Source organism: Nocardiopsis synnemataformans, assembly GCF_965343085.1.
Taxonomy (GTDB): Bacteria; Actinomycetota; Actinomycetes; order Streptosporangiales; family Streptosporangiaceae; genus Nocardiopsis; species Nocardiopsis alborubida.
In genome coordinates this window covers 44,069-62,288 of the sequence record NZ_CBDRFA010000001.1, presented here as the reverse complement: position 1 = coordinate 62,288, position 18,220 = coordinate 44,069, and the positions used below count along the sequence as shown (strand labels likewise).

Sequence of the window (18,220 nt, the reverse complement as noted above, 5' to 3'; positions counted from 1 at the left end):
CTCCCGGAGCCGCCGTGTGCGGCCTCCATGGTTCAGCCTCCACTGTTTATACAGCCTACGCTGTCTATACAGCAAGCCATGTACAATGGTTTTCATGTTGACCTCCGAGCAGCGCCTGTCCGCCATCCACCGGCTCGGCCGCGCCCTGTCCGACCCCACCCGCTGCCGCCTCCTGCTGGCGCTCCTCGACGGTCCCCACTACCCCGCCGGACTCGCCGAGCAACTGGGGCTCACCCGGCAGAACGTCTCCAACCACCTCGCCTGCCTGCGCGACTGCGGCCTGGTGAGCACCTCCGCGCGCGGGCGCCAGGTCAGCTACGCGCTCGTGGACGACTCCCTGGCCCACGCCCTGGAGGACCTTCTGCGCGTGGTGTGGGGGACCGCGCAGCCGCATGAGACCCCCGGGGAGCGGCGGCCCGCCTGAGCGCCGCCTCCACGGGGCCGTGTCGCGCGGCTCCCCGCCGCGTTCGCTCCGTCACCTCCGGTGCCCCGTGGTCCACGCGTCCGGGGCCGTTTTCCGGTTGGCCAGAAGTTGCCACCGTGATGTCCGTTACAGGGCGATCCCCTTGCGCCGCCACGGAAAGCCGCATTTCATCCCGTCCGGCTCCGACTTACGGATGAGGACACCTACTTTGGTCAGAAACCGACCCTGACAGAAGGCTGACGCGTCCCTGAGACTTCCCTGAATCGTGTGGGGGGAGCCCCAAGTCCCGATATAACGCGACGTATGGTGAGTAGTGCGCCCGGCAGGTGCACGAGCCCCGGGAGAGACGGCTGACACGGCCGCCCCGCATCCGGGCGACCAGACACCGACACCCCGTCACCACACGTTCGAGCCCGGTCCCAGTACCGGCGGACGACTGTGTGCTGCCCCGGCGCGTACACGCGCTCGACGACCCACACATCACGGCCCGCCCCGTGTCCGCAGTGAACTAGGAGCGAGAACCTCTCATGTCCAGATCGGCCGCAAGGGCCCGCGCCGCGGGTCTCCCCCGGACGGGGACCGCTGCCACCAGCGTGGAAGGAACCCGGGTATGAACCGCGCCGCGGTCATGTCGCTCGGCAACCGGGCACTGGTCCTGCTCATCACCCTGGCAGTCCTCTTCTTCGGAGTCCTCGCAGCGACGTCGGCCAAACGCGAGCTCTTCCCCGACATGTCCCTGCCGATGGTGATGGTCTCCGGCACCTACCAGGGGGCCGCCCCCCAGGTGGTGGAGAGCCAGGTCACCGAGCCGCTGGAACAGGCCATCCAGAGCGTCCCGGGCGTCACCACGGTCACCTCGACCTCCAGCACCGGCTCCTCCCAGGTCACGGTCGAGTTCGACTACGGCCAGGAGCAGGACGACCTCGTCCGCCAGACCCAGATCGCCGTCGACCAGGTCGCGGGCATGCTCCCCGAGGGCGTCGACACCAGCGTCATGTCCTTCAGCACGGACATGATGCCGGTCGTGATGCTCGCGGCGGGCGCCGAGGACGGCGACGACCAGGCCATGGTCGACCCGCTGGAGACCCACCTCATCCCCGAGCTGGAGTCCGTCGAGGGCGTGCGCTCGGCGACGATCACCGGCGCGGTGGAGTCCGACGTGGTCGTCACGCCGGACGAGGACGAACTCGCCTCCAACGGCCTGTCCCCGCAGAGCCTCGTGGACGCCCTCCAGTCCAGCGGTCTGCTCCAGCCGGGCGGGGACGTCGAGTCCGACGGCCGCAGCCTGAGCGTGACCACCGGTGACCAGTTCACCTCGATCGAGCAGGTCGAGGAGGTCTGGCTCCAGCCCGCCGCCGCGGGAGCGGACATGTCCGCCGCGGCGCCCGGCGCGCCCCCGGCCGCCCCGGCCGAGCCGGTCCGGCTCTCCGAGGTCGCCGAGGTCGAGCTCGTCCAGGACGAGGCCGCCAGCCTGGCGCGCGTCAACGGCGACCCGAGCATCGGCGTCATGGTCATGAAGACCCCCGACGGCAACACCGTCGAGGTCTCCGAGGGCGTCCAGACGGTCCTGGACGAGCAGGCCGACGTCCTGGGCGAGGACATCGACATCAGCGTGGTCTTCGACCAGGCCCCCTACATCAACGAGTCCATCGTCGCGATGCTCGAAGAGGGCGGCATGGGCCTGCTGGCCGCCGTGATCGTCATCCTGGTCTTCCTGTTCTCGATCCGCTCCACCCTGGTGATCGCGGTGTCGATCCCGGTGTCGGTGCTGATCGGGTTCCTGGGCATGCAGGCGTTCGACTTCTCGCTGAACATGCTCACCCTCGCCGCCATCACCATCTCCATCGGACGCGTGGTGGACGACTCCATCGTGGTCCTGGAGAACATCCGCAGGCACCTGGACTACGGCAAGGAGCGGATGGCCGCGGTCAAGCAGGGCGTGCGCGAGGTCGCCACCGCCGTGGTCTCCTCCACGCTCGCGACCGTCGCCGTGTTCCTGCCGCTGGCCTTCGTCGGCGGCCAGGTCGGCGAGATCTTCCTGCCGTTCGCGGTCACCGCCAGCCTGGCCCTGGTCGCCTCCCTGATCGTCTCCATCACCCTCATCCCGGTGCTGTGCTACTGGTTCATGCGCCCCAGGGAGATCGGGGACGCCACCCAGGAGGAGATCGAGCGCGAGGAGTACGAGCGGGAGACGCGCAGCCCGCTCCAGCGCGCCTACCTGCCGATCATCCGCTGGATCACCACCAAGCGCAGGACCGCCACGATCACCACGCTCATCGCCAGCGCCGCGATCTTCGGCGGCACGGTCCTCATGGCCGGCGGCATCGAGACCGACTGGATGGGCCAGTCCGAGGAGAACACCTACCAGGTCGTCCAGGAGCTGCCCCCGGGCACGTCCCTGGAGGTCGCCGACGAGGAGGCGGCCAAGGTCGAGGAGGTCCTCGACGGCTACGCCTGGGTGGACTCCTACCAGACCAACGTCGGCGGCGGCGGTATGGCCGCCATGATGGGCGGCGGCGGTGCGGCCCAGGTGGACTACAGCATCACCGCGGACCCCGACACCGACCAGGCCCGCAACCGCGAGGTGCTGCGCACGGCCATGGAGGACCTGGACACCGAGTACGAGCCGCGCCTGAGCGCCATGGCCGCCATGGGCGGTTCGGGCATCGAGGTGCGGGTCAGCGCCGACGACCAGGAGGCACTGGCCGAGGCTGCCGGGATGGTCGAGGACGAGCTGCGCGGCATCGACGGCGCCGACGACGTCGCCAACAGCATCGCCGAGTCCCAGCCCGCGCTGGAGGTCCGCGTCGACGGCGAGGAGGCCGCCGAGCGGGGCATGACCGAGGCCATGATCGGCCAGCAGGTCACCGCCGCCTTCAACGGGCAGAGCGTCGGAACCGTCACCCTCGACGACACGCGCCGCGACATGGTGGTCCGCGTCGACGAGGCCCCCCAGACCGTGGCCGAGCTGGAGGACCTGCCCATCACGGGTCCGACCGGACAGGCGGTCCCGCTGTCCGACGTCGCCGAGGTGGCGGAGGTGCAGCAGCCGCCGGAGCTCACACGGATCGACGGCATCACCAGCGCCACCGTGTCGGCGAGCGCCACCGGTTCCGACCTGGGCGCGGTGAGCGCCGAGATCACGCAGGCCCTGGACTCGATGGACATGCCCGAGGGCGCGACCGCGACCCTGGGCGGCGTCAGCCAGGACCAGAGCGAGGGCTTCGCGCAGCTGATGCTGGCGATGGTCGCCGCGATCGTCATCTGCTACCTGATCATGGTGGCGACCTTCAAGAGCCTGCTCCAGCCGCTCATGCTCCTGATCTCGGTGCCGTTCGCGATCACCGGTTCGCTGGGGCTGCTGCTGGTCACCGGCACCCCGCTGGGTGTGGCGGGCATGGTCGGCATGCTGATGCTCATCGGTGTGGTCATCACCAACGCCATCGTCCTGATGGACCTGATCAACCAGAACCAGAACAACGGGATGCCGCTCAGGGAGGCGATCGTGGAGGGTGCCCGGCACCGTCTGCGGCCCATCCTCATGACGGCGCTCGCGACCGTCGCGGCGCTGACCCCGATGGCCCTGGGCATCACCGGCGGCGGGGCGTTCATCTCCGCGCCGCTGGCGATCGTGGTGATCGGCGGTCTGGTGACCTCCACCGTGCTCACGCTGATCCTGGTCCCCGTCCTCTACCAGCTGGTGGAGTGGGGCAGGCAGCGCGGTGCGGCCCGCAGGCAGGCGCGCCGTGAGCTGCGCAGGGAGCGCAAGGCTGCGGCCACCGCGTCCGAGCGCACCAAGGAGCCGGTCGGCTGACCCCAGGCGGTTCCCGGTTCGGGGGCGCTTCGCGCACGGCGCGGGGCGCCCCCTCGTCGTTGCCCGGGAGGACGACGGTCCCGCATCCGCAGGGCGGTGACCGGCCACGTTGAGGCGAACATGAGTTCGATCATGAAAAATTCGGCAAAAGTGTTTTATGGGATGACTTGGCGGTAGGGGCCTGGTATCCGTGCCCGGCCCACCGGGCGGGAAGGGTGCGGTCGCCGTGCCCCGTGGGCTTGCGGGGGCAGAAGCGCAGAGTGCTTCACCCGCTCTCGCCTACGCGCAGTAACCGCGCGAGCGTCGAAAGATATTTGTCGCACGACAACTTTTTTCGCTCCGTCGCTTTTGAAGGCGTTTCTGAGGGAACGTACTCCCCGCACGGCGGTCGTCCCCCGCCCGACCAGAGCTCCCGACGACGCGTCGGGAGCGGGGGCCGCGCCGCAGGTGCCGACAGGTGAACACGAGCACACAGGACAGAGCACCGGGGGGTCTCCTCTTGTCCGCGAACGCCGCGCAAAAGTCCCAAACCGTCGCAGACCACACAACCGTCATCCCCAGGCCGCGCAAACCGATGCCCAGCGAGGACGCCACGGCGGAGGAACTGCTGTCCGTACTCGGAGGGCTGGGGGAGGAGGACCCGCGGGCCAACGGGTTGCGTGAGCGGGTCATGGTCCTCTACCAGCCGTTGATCAACAAGATCGCGCGCCGCTACGGGGGCCGCGGTGAGCCGCTGGAGGACCTGAAGCAGACCGCGATGGTGGGGTTGGTCAAGGCCGTGCGCGGCTACGACCCGGCCCGCGGCAAGCCCTTCATCTCCTATCTGCTGCCCACGGTGACGGGGGAGATCAAACGGCACTTCCGCGACCACACCTGGGCGGTGCGGGTGCCGCGCCGCCACCAGGAGAACCGGGTGAAGCTGCGCCGGGTCACGAGTGAGTTCCAGCAGGAGCACGCGCGTACGCCCACGATCGCGGAGCTGGCCCACGAGATGAAGCTTCCCGAAGCCGAGATCAGCGAACTCGTCCAGGTCTCGGAGTCCTACCGCTCCCTGTCCCTGGACGCGCCGGACTCCTCCGACGCCGAGGGCCAGGACGGCGCCCGACTGGAGGACCATCTCGGCAAGGAGGACGAGGGCCTGGAACGTGTGGTCCAGCGCGAGTCGCTCAAGCCCGCGCTGGCGCGGTTGCCCGCGCGTGAGCGGGAGATCCTGCGGTTGCGGTTCTTCGGGGACCACACCCAGTCCGAGATCGCGGACCGGTTGGGGTACTCGCAGATGCACGTGTCGCGGTTGCTGTCGGGGGTGCTGGAACAGCTGCGCCAGGAGGTCGGCACGGCGTCGCCGGAACGCCGCTGAGATCTTCCGGAGGAGGCCACGGGGGCCTTCCTCCGGACGCGGACGGGGTTCCCGCCCCGCACGGACGCGGTCGGGCCCGTCCGCGAACCCCCACAGGCGGGGCGTTGAGGCCCCTGGCGCTGCGTCACCGGAGCGGCGATCTGTGGTGGACGTCACCCACCCGGACATCCACCACGGGCTGACGCTCGCCAAAGCAGGCGAGAAGCGGGACGGGGCTGAGCACGTCACGACGGCCCTCAACCCGCTCCCCGCCCCACAACGGTCGTTGACCCTTCGCCGTCTCGCAGCGGAAGTCCGAGCCGTCCAGGGAGTGTTTCTTACAGGCTTTCGGGTGGGTGAGTGGTCGCCAGGCGATCTCTCGCGAGACGGTGTGCGAAGTTCGGCCTGGCCGTGCCGCACGAGTGTGGAAGCGTAGCGAGAGGCGGCCTGGCGCCCGCGAGCCCGAGATGAAGCAGAGAACCCGACCTAGTGTTCTGCGCCTGAAATTCGAAGGCTAAGTTATCACCCTGTTGTCATGTCTCCAGGCCCTCGTGCTGGTGAAGTCGTCCTGTCCGCTGAAGAACGAGCGGAGTTGTCCCGTTGGGCGAGTGGAGCGGTGGCGCCCCGGTTCGCAGAACGGGCGCGCATCGTGCTGGCGTGCGCGGACGGGACACCCCACGCACGTGTGGCGGCTCAGGTCGGCGTCACGGTAGCCACGGTGAGGAAGTGGCGCGGCAAGTTCGCCGCCCAGCGCCTGGAGGGCCTGGCCGACGCCGCCCGTATCGGCCGACCCAAGGCCGACCTGGTCCTGAGCGAGAGCGAGCGGGCCCAACTGTAGCTCTTGCCCGCCGGGCCAAGACCGCGCAGTACCTGGCGCTACGCGCCAAGATCGTGCTGCGCTGCGCTCAGGGCGGGACCAACAAACAGGCCGCGGCCGAGCTGGGGGTGGACACCTCGACGGTGGACCGTTGGCGGGCCCGGTTCATCGCCGATCGTCTGGAGGGCCTGCACGATGAGCCCCGCCCCGGACGGCCGCCCTCGATCCTGCTCGATGCGGTCGAGGACGTGCTCGTGGCGACCCTGGAATCCACACCCGGATTGGACACGCACTGGTCGCGGGCCTCGATGGCCGAGCGCACCGGTCTGTCGAAGTCGACCATCGGGCGGATCTGGGAGCGCTTCGACCTCAAACCGCACCTGCAGGATGCCTTCAAGCTCTCCACCGACCCGCAGTTCGTCGCCAAGGTCGTCGATGTCGTCGGGCTGTACCACAACCCGCCCGAGCGGGCGGTGGTGCTGTGCGTGGACGAGAAGTCCCAGATCCAGGCGCTGGACCGGTCCCAGCCGGTGCTGCCGATGATGCCGGGCCTGCCCGAACGGCGTACCCATGACTACCTGCGGCACGGCATCACCAGCCTGTTCGCCGCGTTCAACATCGCCGACGGCACCGTCATCAGTGCCCTGCACCGCCGCCACCGGGCCATCGAGTTCAAGGAGTTCCTGGTCACGATCGACAAGCAGGTGCCCGCCGGCCTGGACGTGCACCTGGTGTGCGACAACTACGCCACGCACAACACCGCCGAGATCAAGGCGTGGCTGAGCAGGCATCCCCGCTTCCACGTGCACTTCACCCCCACCGGTTCCTCCTGGATGAACCAGGTCGAGCGGTGGTTCGGCCTGTTGACCGACAAGCTCATCCGCCGGGGCGTGCACACCTCCGTGCAGGCTCTGGAGAAGGACATCACCGCGTGGATCGAGACCTGGAACGAGAGCCCGCGGCCCTTCACCTGGACCAAGACCGCCGAGGAGACCCTCAACTCCCTGGCCGACTATCTGACCAAGATCGGGGCGCAACGACAAGAAAAGGAGCAAAACTAACCTGCGGGATTTCAGGCGCAGGACACTAGGTGCATTGGGTAACGCTGTGCTGGGGTCGGTGGGCGTCCGGCTGGCCGCTCAGGCCACCTGTCCTGTGGTCGTGCTCCAGGGCACGCACGGCGAGGACCCCGGCACCGAGCCGAGGCGGATCGTGGTGGGGGTGGACGGTTCCGAGTGCTCCCAACGGGCACTGGTGTTCGCCCTGGAACAGGGGGCCAGGGCCGTGGACGCCTCCCTGGTGGTGGTGAACAGTACGGAGACCCCCACTCCGTTCGCCGTCCAGTCCCTGGTCGCCTTGGGAGAGCGTCCACCGGACGGTTTGCCCGAACGCCTGTCGAAGGACATGATCGCGCGAGCCGAGGAAGGCACCGCCCACGACGTCGACATCACGGTGCTCTGTACGCGAGAGGACCCGGTGCACGCGCTTCTGCCCGAGAGCGCCACGGCGGACCTGGTGGTTCTCGGGTCCCGTAGCCGGGGCGGTATCCGCGGTCTTCTCCTGGGGTCGGTGAGTCAGGGCGTGCTCCACCGGGCCCGCGTCCCCGTTGCCATCGTTCCCCACCACGGCGTCCAAGGGGTGGGCACAGTCGGCCGGGACTGAGGCCCAGTGAAGGCGGAGCGATCCATCCGTGCGTCAACCCGGCCGCACACCCGCCGATGCCCGCGGGTCCCTTCCGGCGCCCGCTCGAATCCAGCCGACAACCGAGGGCGGTGCCTGGACAGGGTTGTGAGAGGCTCTGGTGCCACGGCCCGAACGGGACCCGTGCCAGAGCACTACAGCATCGGAGACGACAGCAGTTATGGAAAGCTACGGGGTTCAACTCGGCCTCGTCCTTGTCCTCGTTCTCGTCAACGCCCTGTTCGCGGGGAGCGAGATCGCCCTGATCACCCTTAGGGAAGGGCAGATCAAACAGTTGGCGGCACGGGGCCCCGGCGGCCGGGCGGTGGCTCGCCTGGCACGGGATCCCAACCGGTTCCTGGCCACCATCCAGATCGGCATCACCCTCGCGGGCTTCCTGGCCTCGGCCACCGCGGCCGTGTCCCTGGCCCAGCCCCTCATCGAGCCCCTGAGCTTCCTGGGCTCGGCCGCCAGCCCGGTGGCGATCGTCCTGGTCACCGTGCTCCTGTCCTTCGTCACACTGGTCTTCGGAGAACTGGCGCCCAAGCGCATCGCCATGCAGCGGGCCGAGACGTGGGCGGTGCTGGTCGCCCGACCATTGGACCTGCTCGCCATGCTCTCCCGCCCTGTGGTGTGGCTGTTGAGCGTCTCCACCAACCTCGTGGTGCGCCTGACGGGCGGTGACCCCTCCGCGGCCAAGGAGGAGATCAGCGAGGAAGAGCTGCGCGACATGCTCGCCACCCAGCGGGGCATGACCCGGGAGCAGCGCACCATCATCTCCGGAGCCTTCGATATCGACGACCGGCGCCTGCGCCAGGTCGTCGTTCCCCGTGGTGAGGTGTTCACCATCCCCGCCCGCACACCCGCGGCCCAGGCGGCGCAGATGCTCGCCGAACACGGGCACTCCCGGGCACCGGTGGTGAACGACGACGACCTGGACGACGTGCTCGGTGTCGTGCACTGGTCCGACCTGGTGCGCGGTGAGGCCGACGCCGGAGAACTGGCCCGCGAACCGCTGCTCCTGCCCGATTCCCTGGTGGTGTCGTTGGCCCTGCGCCGCATGATCGCCGAACACCAGCAGTTGGGCGTGGTCATCAACGAGGTCGGTGGTGTCGACGGCATCGTGAGCCTGGAGGACCTGCTGGAGGAGATCGTCGGGGAGATCTACGACGAGACCGATTCCGACATACGCACCGTGGCCCGCAACGATGACGGGTCCTTCACCCTGCCCGGGACCTATCCCGTGCACGACCTGCCCGACATCGACGTTCATCTGGACGACCTGCCCGAGGGGGACTACGTCACCGTCGCCGGACTGGTCATCGCCCTGCTGGGCCACATCCCCCAGGAGCCAGGGGAAGAGGTGAAACTGAACTCCTGGAAGGCCAGGATCGATCAGGCCAACGGGCGCACCGTCACCCAGGTGACCATGTACCCCGCGACGTAACACCACGCGGCCCGCCCACACGTGCCGCACCGCTGCTGCGGTACCGGTCTGGTGTTTGGCTGAGGCAGAGGAGCGAGCACTGACCTGCCTGTGCTCGCCAACAGTTGTTACTCTCTGTAGTATTCCGCGTGAGGCGAAGGATCGAGGCCTGGCTCTCCATGCCCGTGACTTTTTGCCATCACCCCGCCATCACGGGGTCGCGAAACGATCGGAAGCAACAGGGGCCCACCGGGAACACCGATGGGCCCCTGTTTGGGCGTTATCCGCAGCTCAAAGCGGGTTTCAACCCACAAACCCCTACAGTTGGGGCGTTCGGGCCCTTGGCGCTGCGTCACCGGAGCGGCGATTTGTGCTATCCGCGCACTCCAGGCAGGCTGCGTGACATGGACGAAACGAACAAGAGCCTCGACGACCTGGTCCGCGACGAGCTGGGCGAGGAACCGTCACAGGAGGCCAAGGACTACGCGCGCGAACTCTACGAGCGCTACCGGCTGCCCGCACCCGGCCAGGACGGCGGTGCGGCGGCGTCCCCGAGGACCGGCGCGGAGGAGTAGGCGCGCTCTCCCGGACGCGGCGGCGTACCGGCGCGGTCCCGAGCATTTCGTGCTCCGGGGCTCCGCTCCGCTTCGCTCCGTGTCCGGGGGCTTGGGCGCGCGCCCACGGAGGTGGTCGGCGGCCCGGGAGCCGGGTCAGTCGGAGAGGGCGTCTTCGTCGGCGTCCTCCGCCGAGGTGCCACAGCCGCAGTCCCACACCAGTTCGAACCAGACCTTGCGGCCCATCCCGTCACCGCGGGGCTCGGTACCCCACTTGCTGGAGAGCGCCTCGACCAGATCCAGTCCCCGGCCGTGCTCGGCGGTGTCGTAGGGGTCCCGGTGCTGGGGTTCGGGCGCCTCGGTCACGCTGCCCAGGTCCCGTACCTCCACCCGCGCCCACCCGGGGGCCAGGCGGACACAGACCTCGAACTTGCCGGTGGCCAGGCCCGAGGCGCTGTGCGTGATGGCGTTGGTGGCCAGCTCGCTGGTGAGCAGCGTCGCCGTGGTCAGCTCCGGTGAGGCGACCAGCTGCCGGGCGACGAACCTCCTCGCGTAGGCGATCTGGCTCGGCAGGCCGGGGAAGCGCCGCCGCGCCGGTCTGGAGGCGGTCTCTGTGCTGTACGGGGTGCGCTCTTCCATGGAACTCGCCGGACGTTGAAAGGGACGGGACGAAGACACCGGGACCTGGAGTGCGTCCGGCTGCGAGGAAACGGCCCCGGGGGTGGGGTCGTGCGTGTGGAGCGCGACGGGACGACTGTGGGGTGCTGCGGTTTCACACATTGGGTTCACTCCCCGGGGACGTGTGTTCGCGGCGGGCATGGCAACGAGAGTGCCGGGCCCTCGAAGGCGTCCGTGCCCGTAGGACGGGTCACGGCGCGGGGTGGTCACACGGGCCCGGGCCCCCTGGGACAGGGAGGGGTGCGTCGGTGTGCCACGCGTCACGCGCAAGGGCGGCGACAGGAGGGAGGAGGGAAGCCGCGAGACTTCCTCCGAGGCGGTGGTGGGGCCTGGGAGCGGGCCGGGATGGTGGGTCATGTCGGGTGGCGGATGTGCCCTACGACACTGAAGGGCGTATTCGCGCTTAGCATACGCTCCGTGCCTCCCCGGAAACCCAGCTGACCTGGCTTGGCCAGGATAGCCCCGGCTGAGCTGGAAAAAGGGGGTGTTCGGTCGGATCGCGGGGGCGACCGAGGACGGATATCGGCCGTCTTTCGGAACTGGTGGGGCCTGTGAGCATGGATAACGATTGGGTGAAGCTCTCTGAGAACTTCCGCGTCGTTCGTGAAACCGTCCTGTGACCGGCATCCGGGCCGGGGGAGGGAGGTTTCGACCGTGCTGCGTTATATTACCGTTGAGCGACATTTTTGTGGTCGTATGTCCGAATGTGGAGCCGCCGGAGGCGGGTCTGCTTCGGCCGTGGAGCGCGTTTTCCCAGCTCGCGCGAGTTGTCGATCACTGTGCAGAGCTATTTCATTGCAGTCTGTACAAAACTTGACAAATCGACTGCAATCGGGTGCTTAGTTGGCCACTGTTGTCTTTTCTTGATGCGGTGTTTACCGTCGAGTGTCTAGCTCAGCGCAGACTCTTGACATTCCGGTCACGGATCGTGAACCGGGCGCAAGTGTGTTTCGGCAGTCACCGGGAGCAACCCCCGCCGGTGGTCGCGGGATCGCGAAGGCTTAACGATGCCATCCACCGTTGGCGTCGTCCTCCTGGTGCTTCGGACCCCCGGCCTCGGGCGCCCCCAGTAACGACCGCGCATAACGGGACGAGTGCCGGGCTCGGCTGTGAGGTTCGGAGATAGTTTTGGGCAAGTTCCTGGCCAGGCGGCTGCTGAACTACGTCGTGCTGATCTTTCTCGCGACGAGTTTCGCCTACCTGCTCGCCGCGACGAACCTCTATCCGCGCGGCTACTTCGAGCAGATGCAGCCGCCGCCGACGCCGGAGGCGGTCAACGCCCAACTGGACGCGCTCAACCTCAACGACCAGACTCCGCTCGTCGAGCGGTACGTCACCTGGCTCGGCGGAGTGGTCCAGGGCGACTTCGGCAAGACCATCCAGGGCGGCGACGTCACCGACCAGATGTGGATGAAGGCGGGCGTGACCCTGCGCCTGATCACCGTCGCCACCGTCCTCGGCAGCGTGATCGGCATCGCGGTGGGCGCCTACGCCGCCGTGCGCCAGTACCGGCGCTTCGACAAGGCGGCCACGGCGGCCTCCTTCTTCGTGCTGTCGGTGCCCACGGTCGTCATCGCGATCGTCGTCCAGGTGCTCGCCGTCACGATCAACGACGGACTCGGTTTCCCACTGCTGCGCTACTCCGGCGAGTACGCGGCGGGCTTCGACGGAACGTGGTGGGAACTGCTGCTCAACCGCGTCCACCACGCGATCCTGCCCACGATCGTGCTGGCCGTCGCCCTCTTCGCCTCGTTCGCGCGCTACCAACGCAACATGATGCTGGACGTGCTCAACGCCGACTTCGTGCGCACCGCCATGGCCAAGGGGCTCACGCGCAGGAAGGCCCTGTTCAAGCACGCCCTACGCACCGCGCTGATCCCCACCATCACCTACTTCACCTTCACCTTCGGCGCCTTGGTGTCGGGGGCGACCTTCACCGAGAAGATCTACGGCTGGCACGGCATGGGCGCGTGGCTGATCGACTCCATCTTCCGCCAGGACGTCCACGTGGTCGCGGCTGTCTCCTGGTTCATGGCGATCACGATCATGGCGGCGTCCTTCCTCTCGGACATCCTCTACGCCTGGCTGGACCCGAGAGTGCGGGTTTGACCGTGTCCCCCGCCACCGCCCGCAACGTTCCACCGCGCACGACCGCGCCAGTTCGGCTGGAGAGCACGCCATGAGCACGATCGAGAAAAGCACGGGGCCCGGTAAGGCGACCGTGCCTGCGGCACCCAACCGGCTCAAGGACGTCGTACGCCAGCTCATGGGCACCCGGCGGGTCATCGTCGGTCTCGCCGTGCTCGTGCTGTTGGCGGCCTTCGCCTTCGTCGGCCCCTACGTCAGCGGTTGGGAGGTGGGCCAGCGCGACTTCGGAGCCACACTCGAGGCGCCCTCCGCCGAGCACTGGATGGGAACCAACCGCACCGGCCAGGACATCTTCACCCAGGCCACCGCTGGCTTGCAGAAGTCACTGCTCATCGGCCTGCTGGTCGCGGTGGCCTCGACGGGGGTGGCCGCCCTCGTCGGCGCGTTCGCCGGCTACTTCGGCGGTGTGACGGACCGGGCCCTGATGTGGATCGCCGACCTGGCCCTGGTCCTGCCCAACTTCGTCATCCTGGCCATCCTGTCCAAGCACTTCGTCGGCCAGGGCGGCTGGTTCGTCCTGGTCATCCTGCTGGCGGCGTTCAGCTGGATGGTCACCTCCAAGATGATCCGTGGCCTGAGCATCTCCCTGCGCGAACGCGAGTACATCCACGCGGCCCGGTTCATGGGCGTGCCCTCACACAGGATCATCCTGCGCCACATCCTGCCCAACATGTCGTCCCTGCTCATCGCGGACGCCACGATCACGGTCAGCACCGCCATCATCGGCGAGACCGCCCTGAGCTACTTCGGGCTGGGTGTGCAGTCGCCCGACATCAGCCTCGGCATGGTCATCGCCGAAGGGTCGTCGTTCGCCACCACCGCCCCGTGGATGTTCGCGTTCCCCACGGTTCTGCTGGTGCTGATGGTGCTCGCCGTCAACATGATCGGGGACGGGCTGCGCGACGCCCTCGACCCGCAGTCCAAGTCGCGCCGGTCCTAGGGGGCATTCCATGAGCACTGACACCGTCGCGACCACCGAGACCGTCAGCGGGGCTCCCGTCGGCGACACCCCGGTCCTGGAGGTCACCGACCTCACCGTCACCTTCGGCGGGCTCAACGGCAACCCCGACGTGCGCGCCGTGCGCGGGGTCAGCTACTCCGTCCGCCGCGGCGAGGTGCTGGGCATCGTGGGCGAGTCCGGCTCCGGCAAGTCCGTCTCCTCGATGGCCGCCATGGGACTGCTGCCCGAACACGCCCGGATCACCGGCTCCGTGCGCCTGCACGGCGAGGAGATCCTGGGCCTGGACGACCGCGCCATGGCCCGCAAGCGCGGCAGGGTCATCTCCATGGTCTTCCAGGACCCGCTGTCCGGGCTCACCCCCGTGTACACGGTCGGCGACCAGCTCGCCGAGGCCGTCCTGATCCACGACCCCTCCGCCCCCAAGGCCAGGGCCCGCGCCCGCGCTGTGGAGCTGCTCGAACTGGTCGGCATCCCCAACCCCGCCCAGCGCTACCGCTCCTTCCCGCACGAGTTCTCCGGCGGCATGCGCCAGCGCGTCATGATCGCCATGGCGATGGCCAACAACCCCGACGTCATCATCTGCGACGAGCCCACCACGGCCCTGGACGTCACCATCCAGGCGCAGATCCTCGACCTGCTGCGCACCGCCCGCAGGGAGACCGGCGCGGCCATCGTGATGATCACCCACGACCTCGGCGTCGTCGCCGGGTTCGTCGACCGGGTCCTGGTCATGTACGCGGGCCGCCCGGTGGAGACCGGCCGCGTCGACGACATCTACTACCGCAGCAGGATGCCCTACACCATGGGCCTGCTCGGCGCCGTCCCGCGCATGGACCTGGAGCACCAGGGCGCCCTCGTCCCCATCAAGGGCACCCCGCCGTCGCTGTCGGACCTGCCGCCCGGATGCCCCTTCGCGCCGCGCTGCCCCCTCGCCCGGCCCGAGTGTGACCTGGCCGAGCCCGAACTCCTCACGATCGGCGCCCAGCCCTCGGGCGAGGAGATCCGTGAGGACGGGGCCGCGGCGCGGCCCGGCGCCGGGCGGGAGGCCGACGCCGACGCCCAGCGGGTGGCGTGCGTCCGCTCCGGGGAGATCGCCGCCCAGGGGTGGACCGCCCAGGACATCTACCCGGTGCCGGAGATCCCCGACTCCCCGGCCGCCGCGGGAGACCGTGCGGACCGCGCCGAGATGCTGCGGGTGGAGGACCTGGTCAAGCACCACGCGCTCACCAAGGGCGCGGTGTTCAAGCGCAGGGTGGGCTCGGTGTACGCGGTCGACGGCATCGACTTCGACATCCGCGAGGGGGAGACCCTCGCCCTGGTCGGGGAGTCCGGCTGCGGCAAGTCCTCCACCCTCATGGAGATCATGGACCTGGCCAAGCCCCAGCGCGGCTCCATTTCCATCATGGGCCGGGACGTCGCCACCCTGGGCAGGGCCGACCGGTTCGCGCTGCGTCGGGACATGCAGATCGTCTTCCAGGACCCGATGAGCTCGCTCGACCCGCGCATGACGGTGTTCGACATCATCGCCGAGCCCCTGCGCACCCACGGCAGGCGCACGGACGAGGTCACCCGCCGGGTGTACGAGCTGATCGACCTGGTGGGCCTCAACACCGAGCACGTCACCCGCTTCCCCGCCGAGTTCTCCGGCGGCCAGCGCCAGCGCATCGGCATCGCCCGGGCCCTGGCGCTGGAGCCCAAGCTGCTGGTGCTGGACGAGCCGGTCTCGGCCCTGGACGTGTCCATCCAGGCCGGCGTGGTCAACCTCCTCCAGGAGCTCCAGGCCCGGCTGGGCCTGGCCTACCTGTTCGTGGCGCACGACCTGTCCGTGGTCCGGCACATCGCCGACCGCGTCGCGGTCATGTACCTGGGCCGGATCGTGGAGATCGGCGACACCCGCTCGGTCTACTCCCGGCCCTCCCACCCCTACACCCAGGCGCTGCTGTCCGCCATCCCGATCCCCGACCCGGAGAAGGAGCGCGCGCGCACGCACATCGTCCTGGACGGAGACCTGCCCAGTCCCGCCGACCCGCCCTCGGGATGCCGGTTCCGGACCAGGTGCCAGAAGTTCGCCCTGCTCCCTGAGACCGACCGGGAGCAGTGCCGGAGCGTCGAGCCCCAGATCCTCGCAGTGAACGACGGTGACCAGGCGGCAGCCTGCCACTTCGCGGAGCGCTAGGAGGTCGTCCGACCCCCGACGACCGGCTCGTCACGGCCAGCGCCACCCCGCGCGCTGGCTGCATCACCCCAGAGAGGAAATCCCCATGCGAATCGGGAAGGTGCGCTACCTCGCCCCGGCCGCGGCACTGGTCCTCGTGGCCAGCGCCTGTGGCGGAGGTGGTGACGACCAGGAAGACGCCCAGGAGCAGGTGGCCTCCCTCGCTGCCGAGGACCTGAACCCCGCGCCCCGCGAGGACCTGCGGGAGGGCGGCAGCTTCGTGTGGGCCATCAACGCCTACGACCAGCAGCACAACATGTGGCACACCCAGGGCAACATGGCCAACGTGCGCCGTGTGAGCGCCGCGGTGCTGCCCAATCCGACCCGGTACGACGCCGAGGGACTACCCTCTCCCAACGAGGACTTCGTCCTCGATTTCGGGGTCAGCGACGACGGTCTCGAAGTCTTCTACGAGCTCAACCCCGACGCGGTGTGGTCCGACGGTGAGCCCATCACCTCCGAGGACTACGAGGCCCAGGTCGAGACCGTCAGCGGTTCGCGCGAGGGCGACTGGGAGCTCGGCGGCACCGACGGGTACGACCAGGTCACCGAGTTCGTCCCCGGAGACGACGAGTACTCCTTCACCCTGAGGTTCGACGAGCCCTTCGCCGAGTGGCCGTCCCTGTTCTCCCCGCTGTACCCCAAGGAGTACATGGAGGACGAGGAGCTCTTCAAGGAGGGCTACGTCAAGGACTACCCCGTCACCGCGGGGCCCTTCGGGAACGTGGAGTTCGACGACGTCACCGAGCGCATCACGATCACGAAGAACGAGGACTGGTGGGGCACCGAGCCGCTGCTGGACGAGATCGTCTTCGACGCCATGGGCGCCGACGCCATGGCCGGCGCCTTCAACAACGGTGAGATCGACGGCTTCTACCTCGGTTACGACGCGGCCGGCTACGAGCTGCTCAGAGATCGGGAGGGCACCTACTTCACCCGGGCCGTCAACCACGCCTACCGGTTCGCCTCGCTCAACGGCGCGAGCCCGAACCTGGAGGACGTTCGCGTCCGCCACGCGATCTCCCTGGGCCTGGACACCGGCGCCCTCGCCGAGATCGCCCTGGGTGCGGTCGACTGGCCGATCACCGGTGAGACCAACCGCCTGCTCCGGTCTAGCCAGAACGGCTACCAGGACAACAGCGAGGGGTACGGCGAGTACGACCCCGAGCGTGCGGCGGAGCTGCTCGACGAGGCGGGGTGGACCCTGGAGGAGGGCGCCGAGTTCCGCACCAACGAGAAGGGCGAGACACTGTCCTTGGACTGGGTGGCCTCGGACGACATGGCCATCGCCCAGGACGAGGCTGAGATCGGCCGTGACATGCTCGCTGAGATCGGCATCGAGGTCAAGGTCCAACAGGTGCCGAACAACGCCCTGTTCTCCGAGTACGTCATCCCCGGCAACTACGAGGTCGCCACGTACGTCCTCGCCGGTTCCAACCCCTACGCGGGTGACGCCCAGGAGAACTACGGCATGCCGGACGAGAACGGGGAGTGGGGCAACAACCTCGCTCGTACCTCGACCGAGGAGATCGACCAGAAGTTCGTCGAGATGCGTGCCGAGACCGACCCGGACCGCTACGCCGTACTCGCCAACGAGATCGACCGCCTCCTGTGGGAGGAGGTCGCGACCATCCCCTTCTTCGAGCGTCCCGGCCTCTACGTCATGAACGAGGACCTGCACAACTGGGGGGAGTTCGGTCTGGCCTCCGACTACGTCTACGAGGACATCGGCTGGGCCTCCGAGTAACCCCGTGACGTCACCGCCCGCCGCGTGAGCGGGAGTGTCAGGGCGCCGGCCCCCGTGCGGGGGCCGGCGCCCTTCGCCGTGCGCCGCTCGGGGCTGTCGCGCCTCCCGCGCGGCTCAGCACCGGCCCCGGCCGTGTGCCGCGCCCCGTGCGGATCGGCGCCGTTCCAGCCGTGTGGCCCCCGTGCGGTGTGTCGTCCCCCACACGCCGCGCGTGCGCTGCCTTGGGGCGGGGGCTGGGGTTGGGACCGCGGACCCGGCTGTGGCAAGGTCTAGGCATCGTTTCCGGCCCACCCCGCCCGTCTGTCCGGGTAGGTGGACGACCGGGAACGCCGGGGCCGTCCGCCGGGAGGCCCGTGCTCCCCCCCCCGTGGCCGTGCGACGCCGCCACGGGCCCACGCCGCCGCCCGGCAGCGCCCCAGC

Annotated in this window: 11 protein-coding genes and 2 pseudogenes; 12 read left to right on the top strand and 1 reads right to left on the bottom strand. The window is 68.9% G+C overall.

Annotated features, from left to right (window positions below):
* Positions 1-94 precede the first annotated feature (94 nt).
* The 8 genes and pseudogenes from cmtR (at position 95) to ACSIH6_RS00245 (ending at position 10,072) form a co-directional block, all read left to right on the top strand.
* On the top strand, positions 95-424 hold the full coding sequence (gene cmtR, locus ACSIH6_RS00280) for a Cd(II)/Pb(II)-sensing metalloregulatory transcriptional regulator CmtR (RefSeq protein WP_435105308.1): 330 nt from the start codon (positions 95-97) through the stop codon (positions 422-424).
* 610 nt (positions 425-1,034) lie between these two features.
* Entirely contained in the window at positions 1,035-4,238 is a 3,204-nt protein-coding gene (locus tag ACSIH6_RS00275; protein WP_435105306.1) for an efflux RND transporter permease subunit, read from the top strand.
* Between the two features lie 499 nt (positions 4,239-4,737).
* The gene (locus tag ACSIH6_RS00270) at positions 4,738-5,595 is read left to right on the top strand and encodes a SigB/SigF/SigG family RNA polymerase sigma factor (RefSeq protein ID WP_435105303.1); all 858 of its coding nucleotides are present in this window, start codon (positions 4,738-4,740) and stop codon (positions 5,593-5,595) included.
* 514 nt (positions 5,596-6,109) lie between these two features.
* Positions 6,110-6,313: pseudogene (locus tag ACSIH6_RS00265) on the top strand (helix-turn-helix domain-containing protein); the annotation flags it as partial.
* Positions 6,314-6,337: 24 nt separating this feature from the next.
* Positions 6,338-7,452, top strand: a pseudogene (locus ACSIH6_RS00260) (IS630 family transposase).
* Positions 7,453-7,486: 34 nt separating this feature from the next.
* Complete coding sequence (locus ACSIH6_RS00255; RefSeq protein WP_435105300.1) at positions 7,487-8,053, top strand: universal stress protein; 567 nt, start codon at positions 7,487-7,489, stop codon at positions 8,051-8,053.
* Positions 8,054-8,252: 199 nt separating this feature from the next.
* Positions 8,253-9,518, top strand: a complete 1,266-nt coding sequence (locus tag ACSIH6_RS00250) for a hemolysin family protein (RefSeq protein ID WP_435105298.1) — start codon at positions 8,253-8,255, stop codon at positions 9,516-9,518.
* Between the two features lie 383 nt (positions 9,519-9,901).
* Positions 9,902-10,072 (top strand): hypothetical protein, encoded by a 171-nt coding sequence (locus ACSIH6_RS00245; protein ID WP_168444201.1) that lies wholly within the window; start codon positions 9,902-9,904, stop codon positions 10,070-10,072.
* A gap of 135 nt (positions 10,073-10,207) precedes the next feature.
* Here ACSIH6_RS00245 and ACSIH6_RS00240 read toward each other — a convergent pair whose 3' ends face one another.
* Positions 10,208-10,690: an ATP-binding protein gene (locus tag ACSIH6_RS00240; protein ID WP_435105295.1), complete on the bottom strand. Its 483-nt coding sequence runs from the start codon at positions 10,688-10,690 to the stop codon at positions 10,208-10,210.
* A 1,167-nt stretch (positions 10,691-11,857) separates the two neighbouring features.
* On the opposite strand from ACSIH6_RS00240, the gene ACSIH6_RS00235 reads away from it, so the two are divergent.
* The 4 genes from ACSIH6_RS00235 to ACSIH6_RS00220 all read left to right on the top strand — a co-directional run bounded on the left by ACSIH6_RS00235 (position 11,858) and on the right by ACSIH6_RS00220 (position 17,800).
* The gene (locus tag ACSIH6_RS00235; RefSeq protein ID WP_435105293.1) at positions 11,858-12,838 is read left to right on the top strand and encodes an ABC transporter permease; all 981 of its coding nucleotides are present in this window, start codon (positions 11,858-11,860) and stop codon (positions 12,836-12,838) included.
* A 70-nt stretch (positions 12,839-12,908) separates the two neighbouring features.
* On the top strand, positions 12,909-13,817 hold the full coding sequence (locus ACSIH6_RS00230; RefSeq protein WP_435105291.1) for an ABC transporter permease: 909 nt from the start codon (positions 12,909-12,911) through the stop codon (positions 13,815-13,817).
* 10 nt (positions 13,818-13,827) lie between these two features.
* The gene (locus ACSIH6_RS00225) at positions 13,828-16,014 is read left to right on the top strand and encodes an ABC transporter ATP-binding protein (RefSeq protein WP_435105289.1); all 2,187 of its coding nucleotides are present in this window, start codon (positions 13,828-13,830) and stop codon (positions 16,012-16,014) included.
* Between the two features lie 85 nt (positions 16,015-16,099).
* On the top strand, positions 16,100-17,800 hold the full coding sequence (locus ACSIH6_RS00220) for an ABC transporter family substrate-binding protein (RefSeq protein ID WP_435105287.1): 1,701 nt from the start codon (positions 16,100-16,102) through the stop codon (positions 17,798-17,800).
* The last annotated feature ends 420 nt before the right edge of the window (positions 17,801-18,220 follow it).